The 15,082-nt window shown below is 41.2% G+C and carries 17 protein-coding genes and 1 tRNA gene; 14 read left to right on the top strand and 4 right to left on the bottom strand.

All coding sequences use genetic code 11. The annotated features are described in order from the left end of the window. Positions 1–18: 18 nt before the first annotated feature. The 14 genes from QFX38_03335 to QFX38_03270 all read left to right on the top strand — a co-directional run bounded on the left by QFX38_03335 (position 19) and on the right by QFX38_03270 (position 11,928). Positions 19–423 carry a 30S ribosomal protein S9 gene (locus QFX38_03335; GenBank protein ID MDI9623903.1) on the top strand — a complete coding sequence of 135 codons (405 nt, stop codon included), beginning with the start codon at positions 19–21 and terminating at the stop codon, positions 421–423. A gap of 44 nt (positions 424–467) precedes the next feature. Continuing rightward, the gene (locus QFX38_03330) at positions 468–635 is read left to right on the top strand and encodes a DNA-directed RNA polymerase subunit N (GenBank protein MDI9623902.1); all 168 of its coding nucleotides are present in this window, start codon (positions 468–470) and stop codon (positions 633–635) included. Between the two features lie 7 nt (positions 636–642). Next, a tRNA-Pro gene (locus QFX38_03325) sits at positions 643–746 on the top strand. Between the two features lie 47 nt (positions 747–793). Then, positions 794–961: a DNA-directed RNA polymerase subunit K gene (locus QFX38_03320; GenBank protein ID MDI9623901.1), complete on the top strand. Its 168-nt coding sequence runs from the start codon at positions 794–796 to the stop codon at positions 959–961. 70 nt (positions 962–1,031) lie between these two features. Beyond that, positions 1,032–2,285 carry a phosphopyruvate hydratase gene (gene eno, locus QFX38_03315; GenBank protein ID MDI9623900.1) on the top strand — a complete coding sequence of 418 codons (1,254 nt, stop codon included), beginning with the start codon at positions 1,032–1,034 and terminating at the stop codon, positions 2,283–2,285. Between the two features lie 5 nt (positions 2,286–2,290). Continuing rightward, positions 2,291–2,887 carry a 30S ribosomal protein S2 gene (rpsB, locus tag QFX38_03310; GenBank protein MDI9623899.1) on the top strand — a complete coding sequence of 199 codons (597 nt, stop codon included), beginning with the start codon at positions 2,291–2,293 and terminating at the stop codon, positions 2,885–2,887. A 9-nt stretch (positions 2,888–2,896) separates the two neighbouring features. Continuing rightward, a complete protein-coding gene (gene amrB, locus QFX38_03305; GenBank protein MDI9623898.1) occupies positions 2,897–3,730 on the top strand; it encodes an AmmeMemoRadiSam system protein B in 834 nt (277 codons plus the stop codon). Between the two features lie 20 nt (positions 3,731–3,750). After that, positions 3,751–4,713 (top strand): mevalonate kinase, encoded by a 963-nt coding sequence (gene mvk, locus QFX38_03300; protein MDI9623897.1) that lies wholly within the window; start codon positions 3,751–3,753, stop codon positions 4,711–4,713. A 93-nt stretch (positions 4,714–4,806) separates the two neighbouring features. Beyond that, the gene (locus QFX38_03295) at positions 4,807–5,601 is read left to right on the top strand and encodes an isopentenyl phosphate kinase (GenBank protein MDI9623896.1); all 795 of its coding nucleotides are present in this window, start codon (positions 4,807–4,809) and stop codon (positions 5,599–5,601) included. Then, positions 5,601–6,656, top strand: coding sequence for a type 2 isopentenyl-diphosphate Delta-isomerase (fni, locus tag QFX38_03290; GenBank protein ID MDI9623895.1), 1,056 nt, complete (start codon positions 5,601–5,603; stop codon positions 6,654–6,656). The genes QFX38_03295 and fni overlap by 1 nt, the downstream gene beginning before the upstream one ends. After that, positions 6,653–8,002 carry an RNase J family beta-CASP ribonuclease gene (locus QFX38_03285; protein ID MDI9623894.1) on the top strand — a complete coding sequence of 450 codons (1,350 nt, stop codon included), beginning with the start codon at positions 6,653–6,655 and terminating at the stop codon, positions 8,000–8,002. The genes fni and QFX38_03285 overlap by 4 nt, the downstream gene beginning before the upstream one ends. A 10-nt stretch (positions 8,003–8,012) precedes the next feature. Further along, positions 8,013–8,990 carry a short chain isoprenyl diphosphate synthase IdsA gene (gene idsA / locus QFX38_03280; protein MDI9623893.1) on the top strand — a complete coding sequence of 326 codons (978 nt, stop codon included), beginning with the start codon at positions 8,013–8,015 and terminating at the stop codon, positions 8,988–8,990. A gap of 14 nt (positions 8,991–9,004) precedes the next feature. Next, positions 9,005–10,675 carry a glutamate--tRNA ligase gene (locus tag QFX38_03275; protein MDI9623892.1) on the top strand — a complete coding sequence of 557 codons (1,671 nt, stop codon included), beginning with the start codon at positions 9,005–9,007 and terminating at the stop codon, positions 10,673–10,675. A 17-nt stretch (positions 10,676–10,692) separates the two neighbouring features. Further along, on the top strand, positions 10,693–11,928 hold the full coding sequence (locus QFX38_03270; GenBank protein MDI9623891.1) for an LL-diaminopimelate aminotransferase: 1,236 nt from the start codon (positions 10,693–10,695) through the stop codon (positions 11,926–11,928). A 2-nt stretch (positions 11,929–11,930) separates the two neighbouring features. Here QFX38_03270 and QFX38_03265 read toward each other — a convergent pair whose 3' ends face one another. From QFX38_03265 to QFX38_03250, 4 genes are all read right to left on the bottom strand, one after another. Beyond that, the gene (locus QFX38_03265; protein MDI9623890.1) at positions 11,931–12,821 is read right to left on the bottom strand and encodes a hypothetical protein; all 891 of its coding nucleotides are present in this window, start codon (positions 12,819–12,821) and stop codon (positions 11,931–11,933) included. 103 nt (positions 12,822–12,924) lie between these two features. Further along, complete coding sequence (locus QFX38_03260; GenBank protein MDI9623889.1) at positions 12,925–13,452, bottom strand: hypothetical protein; 528 nt, start codon at positions 13,450–13,452, stop codon at positions 12,925–12,927. Positions 13,453–13,798: 346 nt separating this feature from the next. After that, entirely contained in the window at positions 13,799–14,305 is a 507-nt protein-coding gene (locus tag QFX38_03255) for a hypothetical protein (GenBank protein MDI9623888.1), read from the bottom strand. A gap of 285 nt (positions 14,306–14,590) precedes the next feature. Continuing rightward, entirely contained in the window at positions 14,591–15,070 is a 480-nt protein-coding gene (locus tag QFX38_03250; protein ID MDI9623887.1) for a hypothetical protein, read from the bottom strand. Positions 15,071–15,082: the final 12 nt, after the last annotated feature.

The following is a 15,082-nucleotide window of genomic DNA, read 5'->3' as shown; positions in this document are numbered from 1 at the left end:
GAAATTGGAGTGGCTATGATGAAAAAGATAGTACATACGAGTGGAAAAAGGAAAACCGCCATTGCAAGGGCAACATTCTATGAGGGTAAAGGTAGAGTGAGGATCAACAAAACACCAGTAGAATTATATCAACCCGAACTCGCCCGCCTCAAAATATTAGAACCCCTAAAATTAGCAGGTGAAGAAATTACGAAGAACATAGACATAAAAGTGAATGTAAGAGGCGGGGGTGTCATGGGACAGGCAGAAGCCGCCAGGATGGCCATAGCAAGAGGCCTTATACAATGGACCAATGACATGGAACTTAAAGAAAAATTCTCACAATATGACCGTACTATGCTCGTCGGAGACCCAAGACGCTCAGAACCCAAAAAATATGGTGGTAGAGGGGCTAGGGCTCGAAGACAAAAGAGCTATCGATAAACTTATATATTTCCCCAAAACTAATTATTTTAAAGGAGGAAAAGATGATCCCCATAAGATGTTTCAGTTGCGGAAAACCAATATCCGCATATTTTAATGAATATCAGGAAAGAGTAAAAGATGGTGAAAGCCCAAAGAAAGTGCTCGATGACCTGGGATTGAAAAGATACTGTTGCAGGCGCATGCTAATTTCACATGTTGACACATGGTAGAGTATGAGGGACCGTAGGGTAGCCTGGTCCATCCTCCCAGCCCGGGGATGGATAAAAAAGGGAGGATCCACTGGAACGCTGGAGACCCGAGTTCAAATCTCGGCGGTCCCATCAAAAGAACCCCCCTTCCACATTATTATCATAGGAGGGAAAAAATAATGAGTGAAATGACCCGATTTGAAAAGGCTAGGCTGATAGGGGCGAGGGCTCTTCAACTAGCAATGGGGGCTAAACCATTAGTAAAGATCCCAGAAAGCAAAGACCCCATTGACATAGCCACCCTCGAACTTAAAAAAAGCGTTATACCATTAGCTGTTAGAAAATAAAAACTCTAAAAAAATCAACCACTATTTCTACCCCTTTTTTAGAGTTTTACATTGGAAAAGAGGTGTTCATGTGGAGACTGTTATTGAAGATGTTAGGGTGAGAAAAATATTAGACAGTAGGGGAAACCCTACAATAGAAGTAGACGTGATAACATGGAATGGTTTCGGACGTGCAGCAGCACCCAGCGGTGCCAGCACAGGAACCAGAGAAGTTGTAGCATTCCCGGAAGGCGGAGTTGACAAGGTAATAAGCGAACTAGAGGATGTCATATCCTCTGAACTGATAGGAATGGACGCAGAATACCTTGAAGACATAGACCTCATACTAAAAGAGATAGACGGGACAGAAAACCTATCTAATATTGGTGGGAATACAATAGTAGCAGTTTCAATGGCAGCGGCCAAAGCAGCTGCATCATCATACAACCTCCCATTGTATAAATTCCTTGGGGGCAATTTCGCAACAAGCATACCATATCCACTAGGAAACATGATAAACGGTGGAGCACACGCAGGAAAACACGCCCCAGATATCCAAGAATTCCTTGTAATCCCAAAGGGTGCTAATAGCATCCAAGAAGCCGTATTCGCAAACTCAAAAGTCCATGCAAGGATACGGGAACTAATACAAGCCAAAGACCCTGAATTTACAGGGGGAAAAGGCGACGAAGGAGGATGGGCCCCAAAAATATCCAACTACGAAGCCCTAGAAATACAAGCAAGAGCCTGCGAAGAAATAGGAGACGAAACAGGAATCGAAATAAGACCATCACTAGATTTCGCAGCCACGGAACTCTGGAACCCCAAAGAAGAAAAATACATCTACAAGCAAGAAAACATAAAACGCGACACAGGCGAACAAATAGAATTCGTCAAAGAACTAATAAAAACCTACAAGATGTTCTTTATAGAAGATCCACTACACGAATCAGACTTCCAAGGATTCGCGCAACTAACAAAAGAAGTAGGTGACAAATGCATAATTTGCGGAGACGACATCTTCGTAACAAACAGTGAAATACTCAAAAAAGGAATCGAAATAGGCGCCGCAAACGCCATCATCATAAAACCAAACCAGATAGGCACGCTAACAGACACATACAAAACAGTGAAACTAGCAAAAGAAAACAATTACATCCCAGTAGTCTCTCACAGATCAGGAGAAACAACAGACGAAACTATAGCACACCTAGCAGTAGCATTTTCAGCCCCCATAATAAAAACAGGAGCCATAGGCGGTGAAAGAATAGCCAAACTAAACGAACTCATCAGAATCCAAGAAGAAATACCCTACGCTAGGATGGCGAAACTACCAAAGAGGTGATATACTTGGCAGAACTCCTAATTCCATTGGACAAATACTTAGCAGCAGGCCTACATATCGGCACACAACAAAAAACAGCCGACATGGAAAAATACATCTACCGTGTAAGATCAGACGGCCTATACGTATTAGATATTAGGAAAACAAATGACAGAATCATAGCAGCCGCAAAATTCCTGGCAAAATATGAACCAGATGACATACTTGCAGTATCAACAAGACAATACGGGCAAAAACCCGTGAAAAAGTTCGGAGAAATAACCGGGGCTAAAACAATCCCCGGCAGATTCATCCCAGGTACGCTAACAAACCCAAACTTCCCAAAATTCATAGAACCCAAGGTACTCGTCGCAACAGATCCAAGAGCAGACTCCCAAGCCATCGTAGAAGCAAAACAAGTGAACATACCAGTAGTCGCCCTATGCGATACCGAAAACCTGCTAGGGAACGTGGACATAGCCATACCAGTGAACAACAAAGGCAGAAAAGCCCTAGCACTAGTCTATTGGCTGCTCACAAGGCAATTCCTCAGAGAAAAAGGCATACTAAAAGAAGACGAGGACCTTGATGTTCCCCCAACAGAATTCGAAGTAAAAATATGATGTGATTTTATGAAAAGAAACCCTGCAGTAGCAGGAACATTCTATGAAGCCGAAGCAGACGCGCTAAGAAAAAGGATAGAATGGTGCTTCCAACATAAACTAGGCCCAGGAAAAATACCAAAAATAGGAAACAAAAGGAAACTAAAGGCTGTCATAGCACCACATGCAGGTTACATGTACTCAGGACCAGTGGCAGCCCACGCTTATCATGAAGTTGCAGCCGATGGCTTTCCCGAAACTTTTATAATATTATGTCCGAACCATACAGGCATGGGCTCGGGCATATCCATGATGTCAAAAGGAGAATGGATAACACCATTAGGCTCTGTTAAAATCGATGAAGAACTCGCAAAGGAACTCCTAGAAGCCTCTGGGATAATAGATATGGATGAATCAGCCCACATAGGAGAGCATAGTTGCGAAGTCCACCTACCATTCCTACAATATTTTAACCAAGACTTTAAGATAGTGCCTATTTGCATGTGGATGCAAGACCTTGAAACAGCAAAGGAAATAGGAGATACAATAAAAGATGCGAGTTCTGGAAAGGATGTTCTGATCATAGCAAGTACAGATTTCACACACTATGAACCAGCAGAGGTAGCATACAAAAAAGACCAGAAAGTGCTTGAAGCCATATTATCATTAGACGAAAATATGATGTACGAAAGAATTTACCAGCACAATGTTAGCATGTGTGGTTATGGTCCAGTAGCAGCTTCCATCATCGCAGCCAAGGGACTAGGAGCTACCAAAGGCAAACTACTAAAATACGCCACCAGTGGTGATATAACAGGTGACAATTCATCAGTTGTGGGATACGCATCAGTCATCCTCAAATAACCCCAAAGGGACAACCATTGGTGATTCTAATGGTTTCAAGGGCTTCTGCACCCGGGAAAGCCATCCTATTCGGAGAACATGCTGTAGTCTATGGCAAACCAGCCATAGCACTCGCAATAGACAAAAGAGCCACCATAACCATCAAAAAATCCCATAAAGACCATACAAGGATAAAATTTGATGATATCGGCCTAGAGGCCATAATCAGCCCGGAAACCGGATTAAAGTTAAAGAAGGGTGAAATAGGCATTCTAAATTATATCCTTAAGGCCCTAGAATTTTATCATGATTCCACACCCATCAAAATAAAACTTGAAATCGAAATACCCATAGGGGCTGGTTTGGGCTCATCAGCCGCTGTTACAGTCGCCACAATAACAGCACTCGACAAATACCACAATAGGAAGATCAAATTACCTTCAATCGCCAAAAGAGCCCACAAAGTCGAATTAGAAGTTCAAGGTGCCGCGAGTCCACTAGACACATCCATATCAACACACGGAGGCCTAATATACCTCAACGAGGAGAAAAAAATAGAACAAATCAAAGGAGACCTCAAAGATTCCATAGTCATAGGATACACACAACCAGAAAATACTGCAAAGATGGTTAAATTCGTGAAAGAAAGGATGGAACGCCACCCCACCATCATAAACCATATCATGGACACCATAGCACACACCACAAAAAAAGCAAAAAAAGCACTGGAAACCAATGACAAAGAAACCCTCGGAGAATTAATGAACATAAACCAAGGCCTCCTAGACGCAATAGGTGTCAACAATCTTAGCTTATCAGAGATGATATACACTAGTAGGGAAGCAGGGGCATTAGGCTCCAAGATAACAGGAGCAGGCGGAGGCGGAAGTATAATAGCATACTCACCCAATAGAACAAAAAAAATCATAGAAACCCTAAAAAGTAAAGGATATAATGCCATGAAAGCAGACCCTGCAAAGAGAGGAGTTTTCACAAAACAATAAAATTTATTGGACCACTCCCCAAGAAAGTTGGGCCAACCTCTTACTCTATCCTAGTGTTTTTTTAACATGTTAAAAGGGGGACAGGTGTGCGAATTGATCATATTAAAATTGGGTGGAAGTGTCATAACAAAAAAAGAAGCCTCAAAACCCACCCTAGACCATGAAAACCTTAAAAGGATCGCCAAGGAGATATCAGATTCTCTGCCATCATCCCTTATAATAGTCCATGGAGCCGGATCCTTTGGACACCCCTTAGCGAAAAAATATAGAATCGGAGCCCCAACAAGTGCTGAAGAACTGCAAAAGAAGATGATGGGATTCTCCATAATACAAAAATGGGTTAAACTTTTAAATATTCATGTATGTGACGCACTAAGGAAAGTGAATCTACCAGTTGTTTCAATACAACCCTCATCTTTCATATTAGCATATAATGGGAGAATAAAACATGCAGATCATAGAGTAATAACCTCATACCTTGAAAGGGGCTTCATACCAGTAACCTATGGTGATGTAGTGCTCGATACAGACGAAAACTTGAAAATGTCTGTACTCTCAGGCGACCAGATCATAAAATACCTCGGGGAAACACTAAAACCTGAAAAGGTTATACTTGGAACAGACGTCGACGGAGTATTCGACAAAGACCCTAAAAAATACCCAAACGCCAAACTCCTAAAACGGATAAAATCCCTCAAAGACATCAAATATCAGCCCGCAGGATCAGAGGACGCTACCGGGGCCATGCATGGGAAGATAAAAGAACTCTTACTATTAGCCAAAAAAGGGGTGAACTCTGAAATAATCAACGCCAAGAAACCAGGTAACATCAAAAAGGCCCTTCTAGGCCAAAGGCTTAAAAAGACAATTATAGATGGGGATATATGATGATTTCAGACAGAAAATTGGAACACATACTATTATGCACACACTATGATGTAGAATACAGAAAAGATACAGGATTCAAGGACGTGGAACTCGTACACCACGCATTAACCCAAGTTAACACCGAAGAAATCGACCTGAGCATAAAATTACTCGGAAAAGAACTAAAATCACCTATAATGATAACAGCCATAACAGGGGGTCATCCCGCGGCCCTTAATATAAATAGGGCGCTTGCAAAGGCTGCTGAAGAACTAGGTATAGGATTAGGAGTTGGAAGCCAAAGAGCAGGTATAGAAGATCCATCACTCGAGGACACTTATACTATTGCAAGGGAAGAGGCACCATCAACACTCCTAATAGGGAATATTGGAGCGCCCCAAGTAGAATATGCAGAAGCTGCAGTTGAAATGATAGATGCAGACGCCCTGGCAATCCACTTAAACCCCTTACAAGAGTCCATACAACCAGGAGGTGACATAAACTCCAGTGGATTGGTAGACTCCATCAAAAGGATAATAAAGAATATAAAAGTGCCAGTAATCGTAAAAGAAACCGGTGCCGGTATATGTGCAGAGGATGCCCTTAAATTAGAAGAGATAGGAGTGGCGGCCATAGACATTGCAGGGGCAGGGGGGACTAGCTGGGCTGCTGTTGAAACATACAGGGCCGAAAAAAAACATCTTGGGAGATTATACTGGGATTGGGGCATACCAACAGCTGCTAGCACAGTAGAGGTTGCGCAGACAGTTAAAATACCAGTGATAGCATCAGGTGGGATAAGAAGCGGATTAGATGCTGCCAAGGCAATAGCATTAGGGGCTGACGCTGTTGGGATAGCCCTACCAGTACTCAAAGCGGCTCAGAAAGGCCACAGGGAGGTTATCAATGTAATAAAGAAATTTAATGAATCTCTGAAAGTGGCAATGTACTTAGCGGGCGCCCAGAACATAGAAGAACTTAAAAAAGCCCCACTCGTGATAAAAGGCGAAACAAGAACATGGTTGCATGAGAGGGGCTTTAACACATCAAAATATGCAAGGAGGCGACGACAGTGACCGTTGAAATCATCGCCATCGGAGGATACGAAGAAGTAGGAAAAAACATGTCAGCAGTCAAAATAAACGACGACGTAGTAATATTCGACATGGGAATACACCTCGACAGAGTACATATACATGAAGATACCGACATTGCAAGGATGCACAGCCTAGACCTCATCGAAAGAGGTGTCATACCAGATGACACACTCATGAGAGAAGTTAACGGGAAAGTAAGGGCAATAGTGTTTACACACGGCCACCTAGACCACATCGGAGGAGTGGCGAAACTAGCTCACCGCTACAACGCACCAATAATAGGAACACCCTACACCATAGCATTAATAGAACGCATAATAAAATCAGAGAGAAAATTCAACGTCCCCAATAGGTTAGAAGTTCTAAATGCTGGTGAAAAATGTCAACTATCACCTGAAATGACACTAGAATTTATAAATGCTACACATAGCATACCCCAGTCGGTCATAGCAGCCCTACACACACCAGAAGGTATAATAGTATATGGTCTAGATTTCAAATTCGACGACCACCAGATAATATCACCACCCCCAGATTACCATCGCCTAAAGGAATTAGGACGTAAAGGAGTGCTGGCATTAATAGTGGAAACAACAAGAGTAGCTGACTCAGAGGAGGTTAAAACACCATCAGAGAAAGTTGCAAGGATAATACTCGAGGATATAATGAAAAGACCACTCGAAGAAAAATCCGCCATGATAGTAACCACATTCTCATCACACATCGAACGTATACAAGCCATAAGCGACATAGCGAAAAAAAGCAACCGGCAAATACTTCTACTTGGAAGGTCAATGGAAAGATATTGCAGCCTAGCAGAATCCATGGGGATTTTAAAATTACCAGAAAATGCGAGCATATTCGGAAGTCCCAAATCAGTTAACAGGGCCCTTGCAAGGGCCGAGGCCAAAAGAGAAGATTATCTGCTCGTGACAACAGGGCATCAGGGCGAACCAGACGCCCTACTGCCCAGGATAGCCAATGGTAAAACGCAATTTAATGTAAAGCAAGGAGACAACATCATCATTTCAGCTCCAGTAATACCCAATCCAATGAATATAGCAAATCGCAATCTCATGGAGAAAAGGCTCATATCAAGTGGGGCCAGGATTTATACAAACGCTCATGTATCAGGACATGCTGGTAAAGAGGATCACAGGGACTTCCTTAGGATGCTCAACCCAGTCCATGTAATCCCAGCCCACGGCGACATTTACATGTTATCAGCATATGCTGAACTCGCCGAAGAAGAAGGTTACAGGTTGGGTAACGACATCCACATACTAAGGAATGGACAAGCCCAAGTCTTCAATGGAGGGATCTGATTTGGATTTAATGGAAACACTTGGAGAATACTCCAAGCTCATAAACCCAAAACTAGAAGAAATATTAGCTGACATAACACCAGAGAGCCTATACGAGGCTTCAATGCACCTCATAAGTGCCGGGGGTAAAAAGATCAGGCCAACACTAGCCTTACTCAGTTGCCAGGCCGTAGGTGGTGAAATAGAGGATGCCATGAATGTTGCAACAGCTATCGAGCTAATACACACATTCTCACTAATACATGATGATATCATGGACAAAGATGAGATGAGAAGAGGCCAACCATCAGTTCACGTACTCTGGGGAGAATCCATGGCAATACTCGCAGGTGACATACTATTCTCCAAGGCCTTCGAAAGCACTTTAAAGACTAGAATCGATGAAATCTCATACAAGCGTGTTACGAGCGCACTATCAACTATCATAGATTCTTGCGTGAAAATATGTGAAGGACAAGCACTAGACATAGGCTTTGAAGAAAACTTCAACATCAAAGAAGAAGAATACCTTGAAATGATCTACAAGAAAACAGCAGCACTCATATCAGCCGCCACAAGATCCGGGGCTATAATGGGTGGGGGTACACACGAAGAAATCGAAGCACTAGGAGAATATGGGAAACTAATAGGATTAGCATTCCAAATCCATGACGACTACCTAGACATAGCAGGCAACGAAAAAACCTTGGGAAAACCAATAGGAAGCGACATAGCAGAAGGAAAAATGACAATACTCACAGTAAAAACCCTAGAAAAAGCCTCAAAACAGGACAGGGAAAAACTGATAGGAATATTAGAAGCCAAAAGCCAAGAAGGCGTCAATGAAGCCATAAAAATTTTCGAAAAATATGGAACAATAGAATATGCCCACAGATTAGCCAAAGAATACACCAAAAGAGCCAAAGAAAAAATCAAAATACTACAAGAATCACAAGCCAAAAAACTCCTAAAAGAAATAGCAGACTTCATAATCGAAAGAAAACACTAAAACTGGGGGAGACAATGGACCTAGAAAAGATAATATACAAATACGCCCTAATAAACGCGGTCAAACACAAAGGCAAAGCCCTAGACAAAGCAGTGATAGGAGCCATCATGAGTAACGAACCACAACTCAGAAAAAAACCCCAAAAAGTCCTGGAAAAAACAAAAAATATAGTAGAAAAAGTCAACAAACTAACCCCCAAACAACAAAAAAAAGAACTAAAAAAACTAGGAATAAAACTAAAAGAAAAAAAAGAAGCCGAAAAAAAGAAAAAACTACCACCACTACCCAACACCCAAGAAAAGGTCATTTTAAGATTCGCCCCAAACCCAAGCGGGCCACTCCACATAGGACATGCAAGAGCCGCAATACTAAACCACGAATACGCCAAAAAATACAACGGCAAACTAATACTCCGCATGGAAGACACAGACCCCAGAAGAGTAGACCCCAAAGCCTACAAGATGATACAAGAAGACCTAAAATGGCTAGGAATAAAATGGGACCAACTCATAATACAAAGCGACAGAATCCCAACCTACTACAAATATGCGAAAAAACTACTACAAAAAGGCGGAGGATACATCTGCACATGTGAACCGGCAAAATTCAAAAAACTAAAAGACCAATCCAAACCATGCCCATGCAGAAACCTGAAAACAGAAGAAAACCTCAAACGCTGGGAGAAAATGCACCAACTACAAGAAGGAGAAGCAGTCCTCAGAGTGAAAACAGACCTCAAACACAAAAACCCAGCCATAAGAGACTGGGTAGCCCTCCGCATAGTAGATGAACCACACCCACGCACAGGAAAAAAATACAGAGTATACCCCACAATGAACTTCGCAGTAACAATAGACGACCACCTACTAGGAATAACCCACGTACTCAGAGGAAAAGACCACATAACAAACACAGAAAAACAAGAATACCTCTACAAACACCTAAAATGGAAGCCACCCATATTCATACACTACGGCCGACTACACATGGACAACATACAACTAAGCACATCCAAAACAAGAGAAGGAATACAAAAAGGAACATACAAAGGATGGGACGACCCAAGACTAGGCACAATAAGAGCCATAAAAAGGCGAGGAATACAAGCACAGGCCATAAGAGAAGCCATGATAGAAATCGGCGCAAAAATAGCAGACTCAACCCTAACCTGGAAAAAAATCTACGGCCTAAACAAAAACATACTAGATGAGATAGCCAACAGATACTTCTTCGTAGCCCAACCCACACCATTCAAAATCAAAAACCTCCCAGAGCACCTGAAAGGTACAATAGAAAGACCATTACACCCAGACCACCCAGAAAGAGGCCAAAGAAAAATACCATTCAATGGCAAAGTCTACATCCAAAAAGACGACCTCAAAAACGCAAAAATACTAAGACTAGTAGATGCCGTCAACGTCAAAATAAAAAATAACAGCCTAGAATATCACAGCAGTAGCCTAGAAGAAGCGAGAAAACACAATGCAAAAATAATACACTGGGTGCCAATGGACGAGAACATACCAGCCAATGTAATAATGCCAAACGCAAAAACTGTAAAGGGCTTACTCGAACCAGCCGCCAAAAACCTCAAAACCGATCAAATAGTACAACTTGAAAGATTCGGATTCGCAAGAGTAGATAAAACAAACAAAAAAACCACATTCTATTACGCTCACAAATAAAAGGGGAGGCTAAAAAGTTGACACTAATCAACGAAAATTACCTACACCTCGAAGAAAGCTACCTATTCTCCAAAATCAACCAAAAAGTAGAAAAATACAAAAAAGAAAACCCAAAAGCCAACATAATAAGCATGGGAATAGGAGACGTTACAAGACCACTACCACAAACAGTCATAGAAGCATTCCACAAAGCAGTAGATGAAATGGCCCACAAGGAAACATTCAAAGGATACGGTCCAGAACAAGGCTACCCATTCCTCCGAGAAGCAATAATAGAAAACGACTACAAAAAAAGGGGCATAAAACTAACCATAGATGAAGTTTTCATAAGCGACGGTGCAAAATGCGACACAGCAAACATCCAAGAAATATTCAGCACCGAAAATAAAGTCGCCATAACAGACCCAGTATACCCAGTATATGTCGAAAGTAATGTCATGGCAGGCCGCGGAGGACCACAAAACAAAAAAGGCCAATACAACGGCATCATATACCTACCCTGCACGGCAGAAAACAACTTCCAACCACCCCTACCCGAAAAAAAAGCAGACCTAATCTATCTCTGTTACCCAAACAATCCAACAGGAACAAGCCTGACAAAAGACCAATTAAAAGAATGGGTAGATTATGCAAGGGACAACAATAGCATAATACTATTTGATGGAGCATACGAAGCATACATACAAGAAAAAAAGATACCGCACAGCATCTATGAAATAGATGGGGCCAGAGAGGTTGCGATAGAATTCAGAAGCTTCTCGAAGACAGCAGGCTTCACAGGTACAAGATGCGCCTATACAATAGTACCAGAAGAAGTAGAAGCAGAAGACAGCCAAGGCAAAAAATACAAATTAAACAACCTGTGGAACAGAAGACAAACCACAAAATTCAATGGCGTATCCTATCCAGTACAGGCTGCCGCAGCAGCAACATACACCAAAAAAGGACAAAAAGAAATCAAAGAATCAATAAAATACTACATGGAAAATGCGAAGATAATAAGAGAAAACCTAAAAGACACGGGCCTAGAATATTATGGTGGAATCAATGCACCATACATTTGGGTTAAAACACCAAATAATATGAGCTCATGGCAATTCTTCGACAAACTCCTAAATGAGGCGCAGGTAGTTGTGACACCAGGCACAGGATTCGGACCCCACGGAGAAGGATACATCAGGATATCAGCATTCAACACTCAAAAAAACACCAAAGAGGCAATGGAAAGAATAAAAAGAATAGAATTCCAATAATCTTATTTTTTTCTTTCGATTTTCACTGTTATAGGTGGTTCAACACCTTTTCGACGCAATACCCAGATAACTGCCCCTACTATGATTAGGATTATGAGCCACACTGGTATAACTATGAGAGTATCACTAGTTTCTATTGTCTTGGTCTTTTGGAACCTACCATAATCTATCCTGGTATCTACTTTGTATAATCCAAGGTCTGTCCAACCTGGGGTCCACCTTTCAACAAGTGTATAATTGTCCTCAGGATATACGACACCATCTATAGGTATTCTATGGGTGGTCAGGCCCTTGATTTCTATTGCCCCGGTCATGTTGGCCTGTACTGTACCATTATTTCTAAGCTCATAGACAAACTCACCAGGAATAAAACTTAAAAGTACACTTGGAATCCTATGATCTAAAAGTTGTAGGGATTCTATGATAGGCCCTGGGAGCCCCACCCTTATCGGTATCACTAACTCGACTCCGTGGGTGATCTGCGTCCCACCTGTGGCATTCTCTACGACAGGAAGACCCCTTATAACGAGTGCGCCTACAGCATCTGAATAATTTATCCTAGATGGTGCCTTTACACTGAATCTTATTTTCTTGGATTCTCCAGGTTTTAGGGTGAATGTTGTGTTACTGTTGATTGTTATCCACTTTGCAATACCTTTATCAGAATATACAAGGTGTATGCTGTCCATAAGAAGTCTCTTTTTCTCCACAGTAACATTAACTGTCTCGTCCCCGATATTCTTTATTGTAACTTCACCGGTTACTGTCTCGCTTGGTTTGAGGTTGTAGCGGAATTCCGCTGGCGAAGCCCATAAACCCGTTGCAATAATTGGATACAATGACCCTAAAATGAATATGAACATTAAAATTGCCACAAAAACCTTGAACTTCATCCGACTCCCCCAGATAATTTATGTAAATTTGATTAATAATAATAAATGAAGAGAAAATAAAAAAATTTTTGTTTTTCTAAAAAAATTGGAATGGGGATCTATACTATGGTTGCACGTTGTGTTTTACGGCAGTGTAAATTAGAGTTATAATGTAGGTTCCATCTTCTGTAAATGCAGGTATTGTTAACTGTTGTTGTGTGGTCCATGTAAATGGTGTTCCTGAGCCTTGGCTAGCCTTTGGCATGTTATCATAGATCTTCAAAAGACTTGTTGAAAGTTGTTCGAAGCCTCCGGTAACATTGCTCCTTATCCTATAATTACCAGCTATTGGTATTGTATCTTGGGTGTTTTCTGTGGTTGGTCTGAAGGCTGTGTCATTTGTCTGGACATAAAGATCTATTTTAACATTCCCAGTGTTCCTTATATTGTAATTTGGGCTATTGTAAGTATCGCCTGCACTCAGATTACCAAAGTTTAGTGGAGTGTCAACTTGTATTGATATTGCCTCTTGTACTGATACTTGGACTTCCTGATTTGCAGTGGCTGCTGATGATGTGTCATATGCTCCTATCGCTACAGCAAGGATCAAAGCCACTAGTAGTGCCATTAGGCCCCCTATCTTTTCCTTCATTCCTTTCACCAAAAAAACTTTGTTCTTTTGAATTAGATCTTATTCATAGGATATATTTAAATTTTTCTATTTATGTGAAAATTGGGGATTTAATATAAAAAGAGTTGTGACTATAATCACACACTATGTGATATCTCTCATAGGTATTTCAAATTTGCTTCATGGAGAGAGCCCCCCTTACAACCAAAAAAATTGTAATGTGTAGATATAAGCTTCTATTCCTTGCTTTGGAGGTTTATCATATCCATAGCTCTTTTTAACATTTTACATGCACATACCTTGTTATGGAATATTCACTCTTTTTTTTGAGGAGGGCTCCTTCTAATTTATGAAATAAGGGGGGCCTTTAAGTTGCTGTATATATTATAGTCGCAGAATATGTACCAGGATCAGTGTAAGTGGGTATCGTGATATAAAAATTTATAGGAATCCTTTCAACTCCACTCCCTGGATATTTTGATATCCATTGATTTTCTGTTGTAAATGGTCTTATGGGGGAATTAGGTGTGCTAAACTTAAGGTATGATATTGGAATCTCTAAGCCACTATCACTTACTAGATTGCCATTTGCTCTCACATAGAAATCGCTAGCCCCCTGGTGATCTATTATTACCGTCGCAGCATTTGGGTAGCTCCTTTCAATGCCATCAGGGGGTACTGTTCCGAAATATACGACCGTAGGGGTTACATTAACACTTACCCGCGCTGATAGTGGCTGTATCTTTATCGTATTATTTGTAATGTTTGATTCGTTCCCTATTGACTGATTTGTTGTTTTATTTTCTGCTGCAACTGCAAAAGCTCCAACCACGAACACAAATAATATCACAAGAGATAAAACTTTTGGATCCATCTGATCCCCCCAAATTTCTTATATGCTTTCACTCATTGTTAAAATCTTTTGGTGATTAAAGGATCTTCCCCTCCCACCTTAGTCTATTTAACATAACCTCCCCCAAAAGATAGCAAAACATTGGTGTGGGGGGGACATCACACTCATCCACTCTCCCAACAGTGGGATCCCCCCCTAAACATCTTATGTGAAAATTTGAATATCTTTTTTACTATGGGGGGCTATATTTCGCCGCCTCCTCTGGGTGGTTCTATTTTCGTGATCTTTTTTGGTAAATCCGTTCTTTTAAGTTGCTGTATAGATTATAGTCACAGAGTAGGTGCCAGGATCAGTGAAAACTGGTATAGTAATATAAAAGTTCATAGGGACCGTTTGAGAGCCCCAAAGTCCACTATAAGTTAATATGGTATAATCTGATGTTGTGAATGATCTTTTAGCAATGTTAGAGGTGCTGAACTTAAGATTCGATAATGGGATCGTCGAACCATTGGCATTTACTAAATCACCACTCGCCCTTACAGAAAGACGATCATTATATGCCAAAAAATATGTGACTGTTACAGTTGCAGCATTTGGATAACTCCTTTCTATGCCATCAGGGGCTATCGTCCCAAGATTTAAAGTAGAAGGGGTTACACTAACAGATGTCCAAACCGAAAGTGGTTGTACATTAGTGGTATTATTTGTAATGTTTGATTTGTTCCCTATTGACTGATTTGTTGTTTTATTTTCTGCTGCAACTGCAAATACACCCACCACTAACACACATAATACCAT

Source organism: Methanothermobacter sp. (assembly GCA_030055615.1).
Lineage (GTDB): Archaea > Methanobacteriota > Methanobacteria > Methanobacteriales > DSM-23052 > Methanothermobacter_A.
This window is presented reverse-complemented; position numbering and strand designations above follow the sequence as displayed.

Coding starts and splice junctions, on each gene's coding strand:
- QFX38_03335 (MDI9623903.1), top strand. CDS start 19: ATGAAAAAGATAGTACATACGAGTGGAAAAAGGAAAACCGCCATTGCA.
- QFX38_03330 (MDI9623902.1), top strand. CDS start 468: ATGATCCCCATAAGATGTTTCAGTTGCGGAAAACCAATATCCGCATAT.
- QFX38_03320 (MDI9623901.1), top strand. CDS start 794: ATGAGTGAAATGACCCGATTTGAAAAGGCTAGGCTGATAGGGGCGAGG.
- amrB (MDI9623898.1), top strand. CDS start 2,897: ATGAAAAGAAACCCTGCAGTAGCAGGAACATTCTATGAAGCCGAAGCA.
- fni (MDI9623895.1), top strand. CDS start 5,601: ATGATTTCAGACAGAAAATTGGAACACATACTATTATGCACACACTAT.
- idsA (MDI9623893.1), top strand. CDS start 8,013: ATGGAAACACTTGGAGAATACTCCAAGCTCATAAACCCAAAACTAGAA.
- QFX38_03275 (MDI9623892.1), top strand. CDS start 9,005: ATGGACCTAGAAAAGATAATATACAAATACGCCCTAATAAACGCGGTC.
- QFX38_03265 (MDI9623890.1), bottom strand. CDS start 12,821: ATGAAGTTCAAGGTTTTTGTGGCAATTTTAATGTTCATATTCATTTTA.
- QFX38_03260 (MDI9623889.1), bottom strand. CDS start 13,452: ATGAAGGAAAAGATAGGGGGCCTAATGGCACTACTAGTGGCTTTGATC.
- QFX38_03255 (MDI9623888.1), bottom strand. CDS start 14,305: ATGGATCCAAAAGTTTTATCTCTTGTGATATTATTTGTGTTCGTGGTT.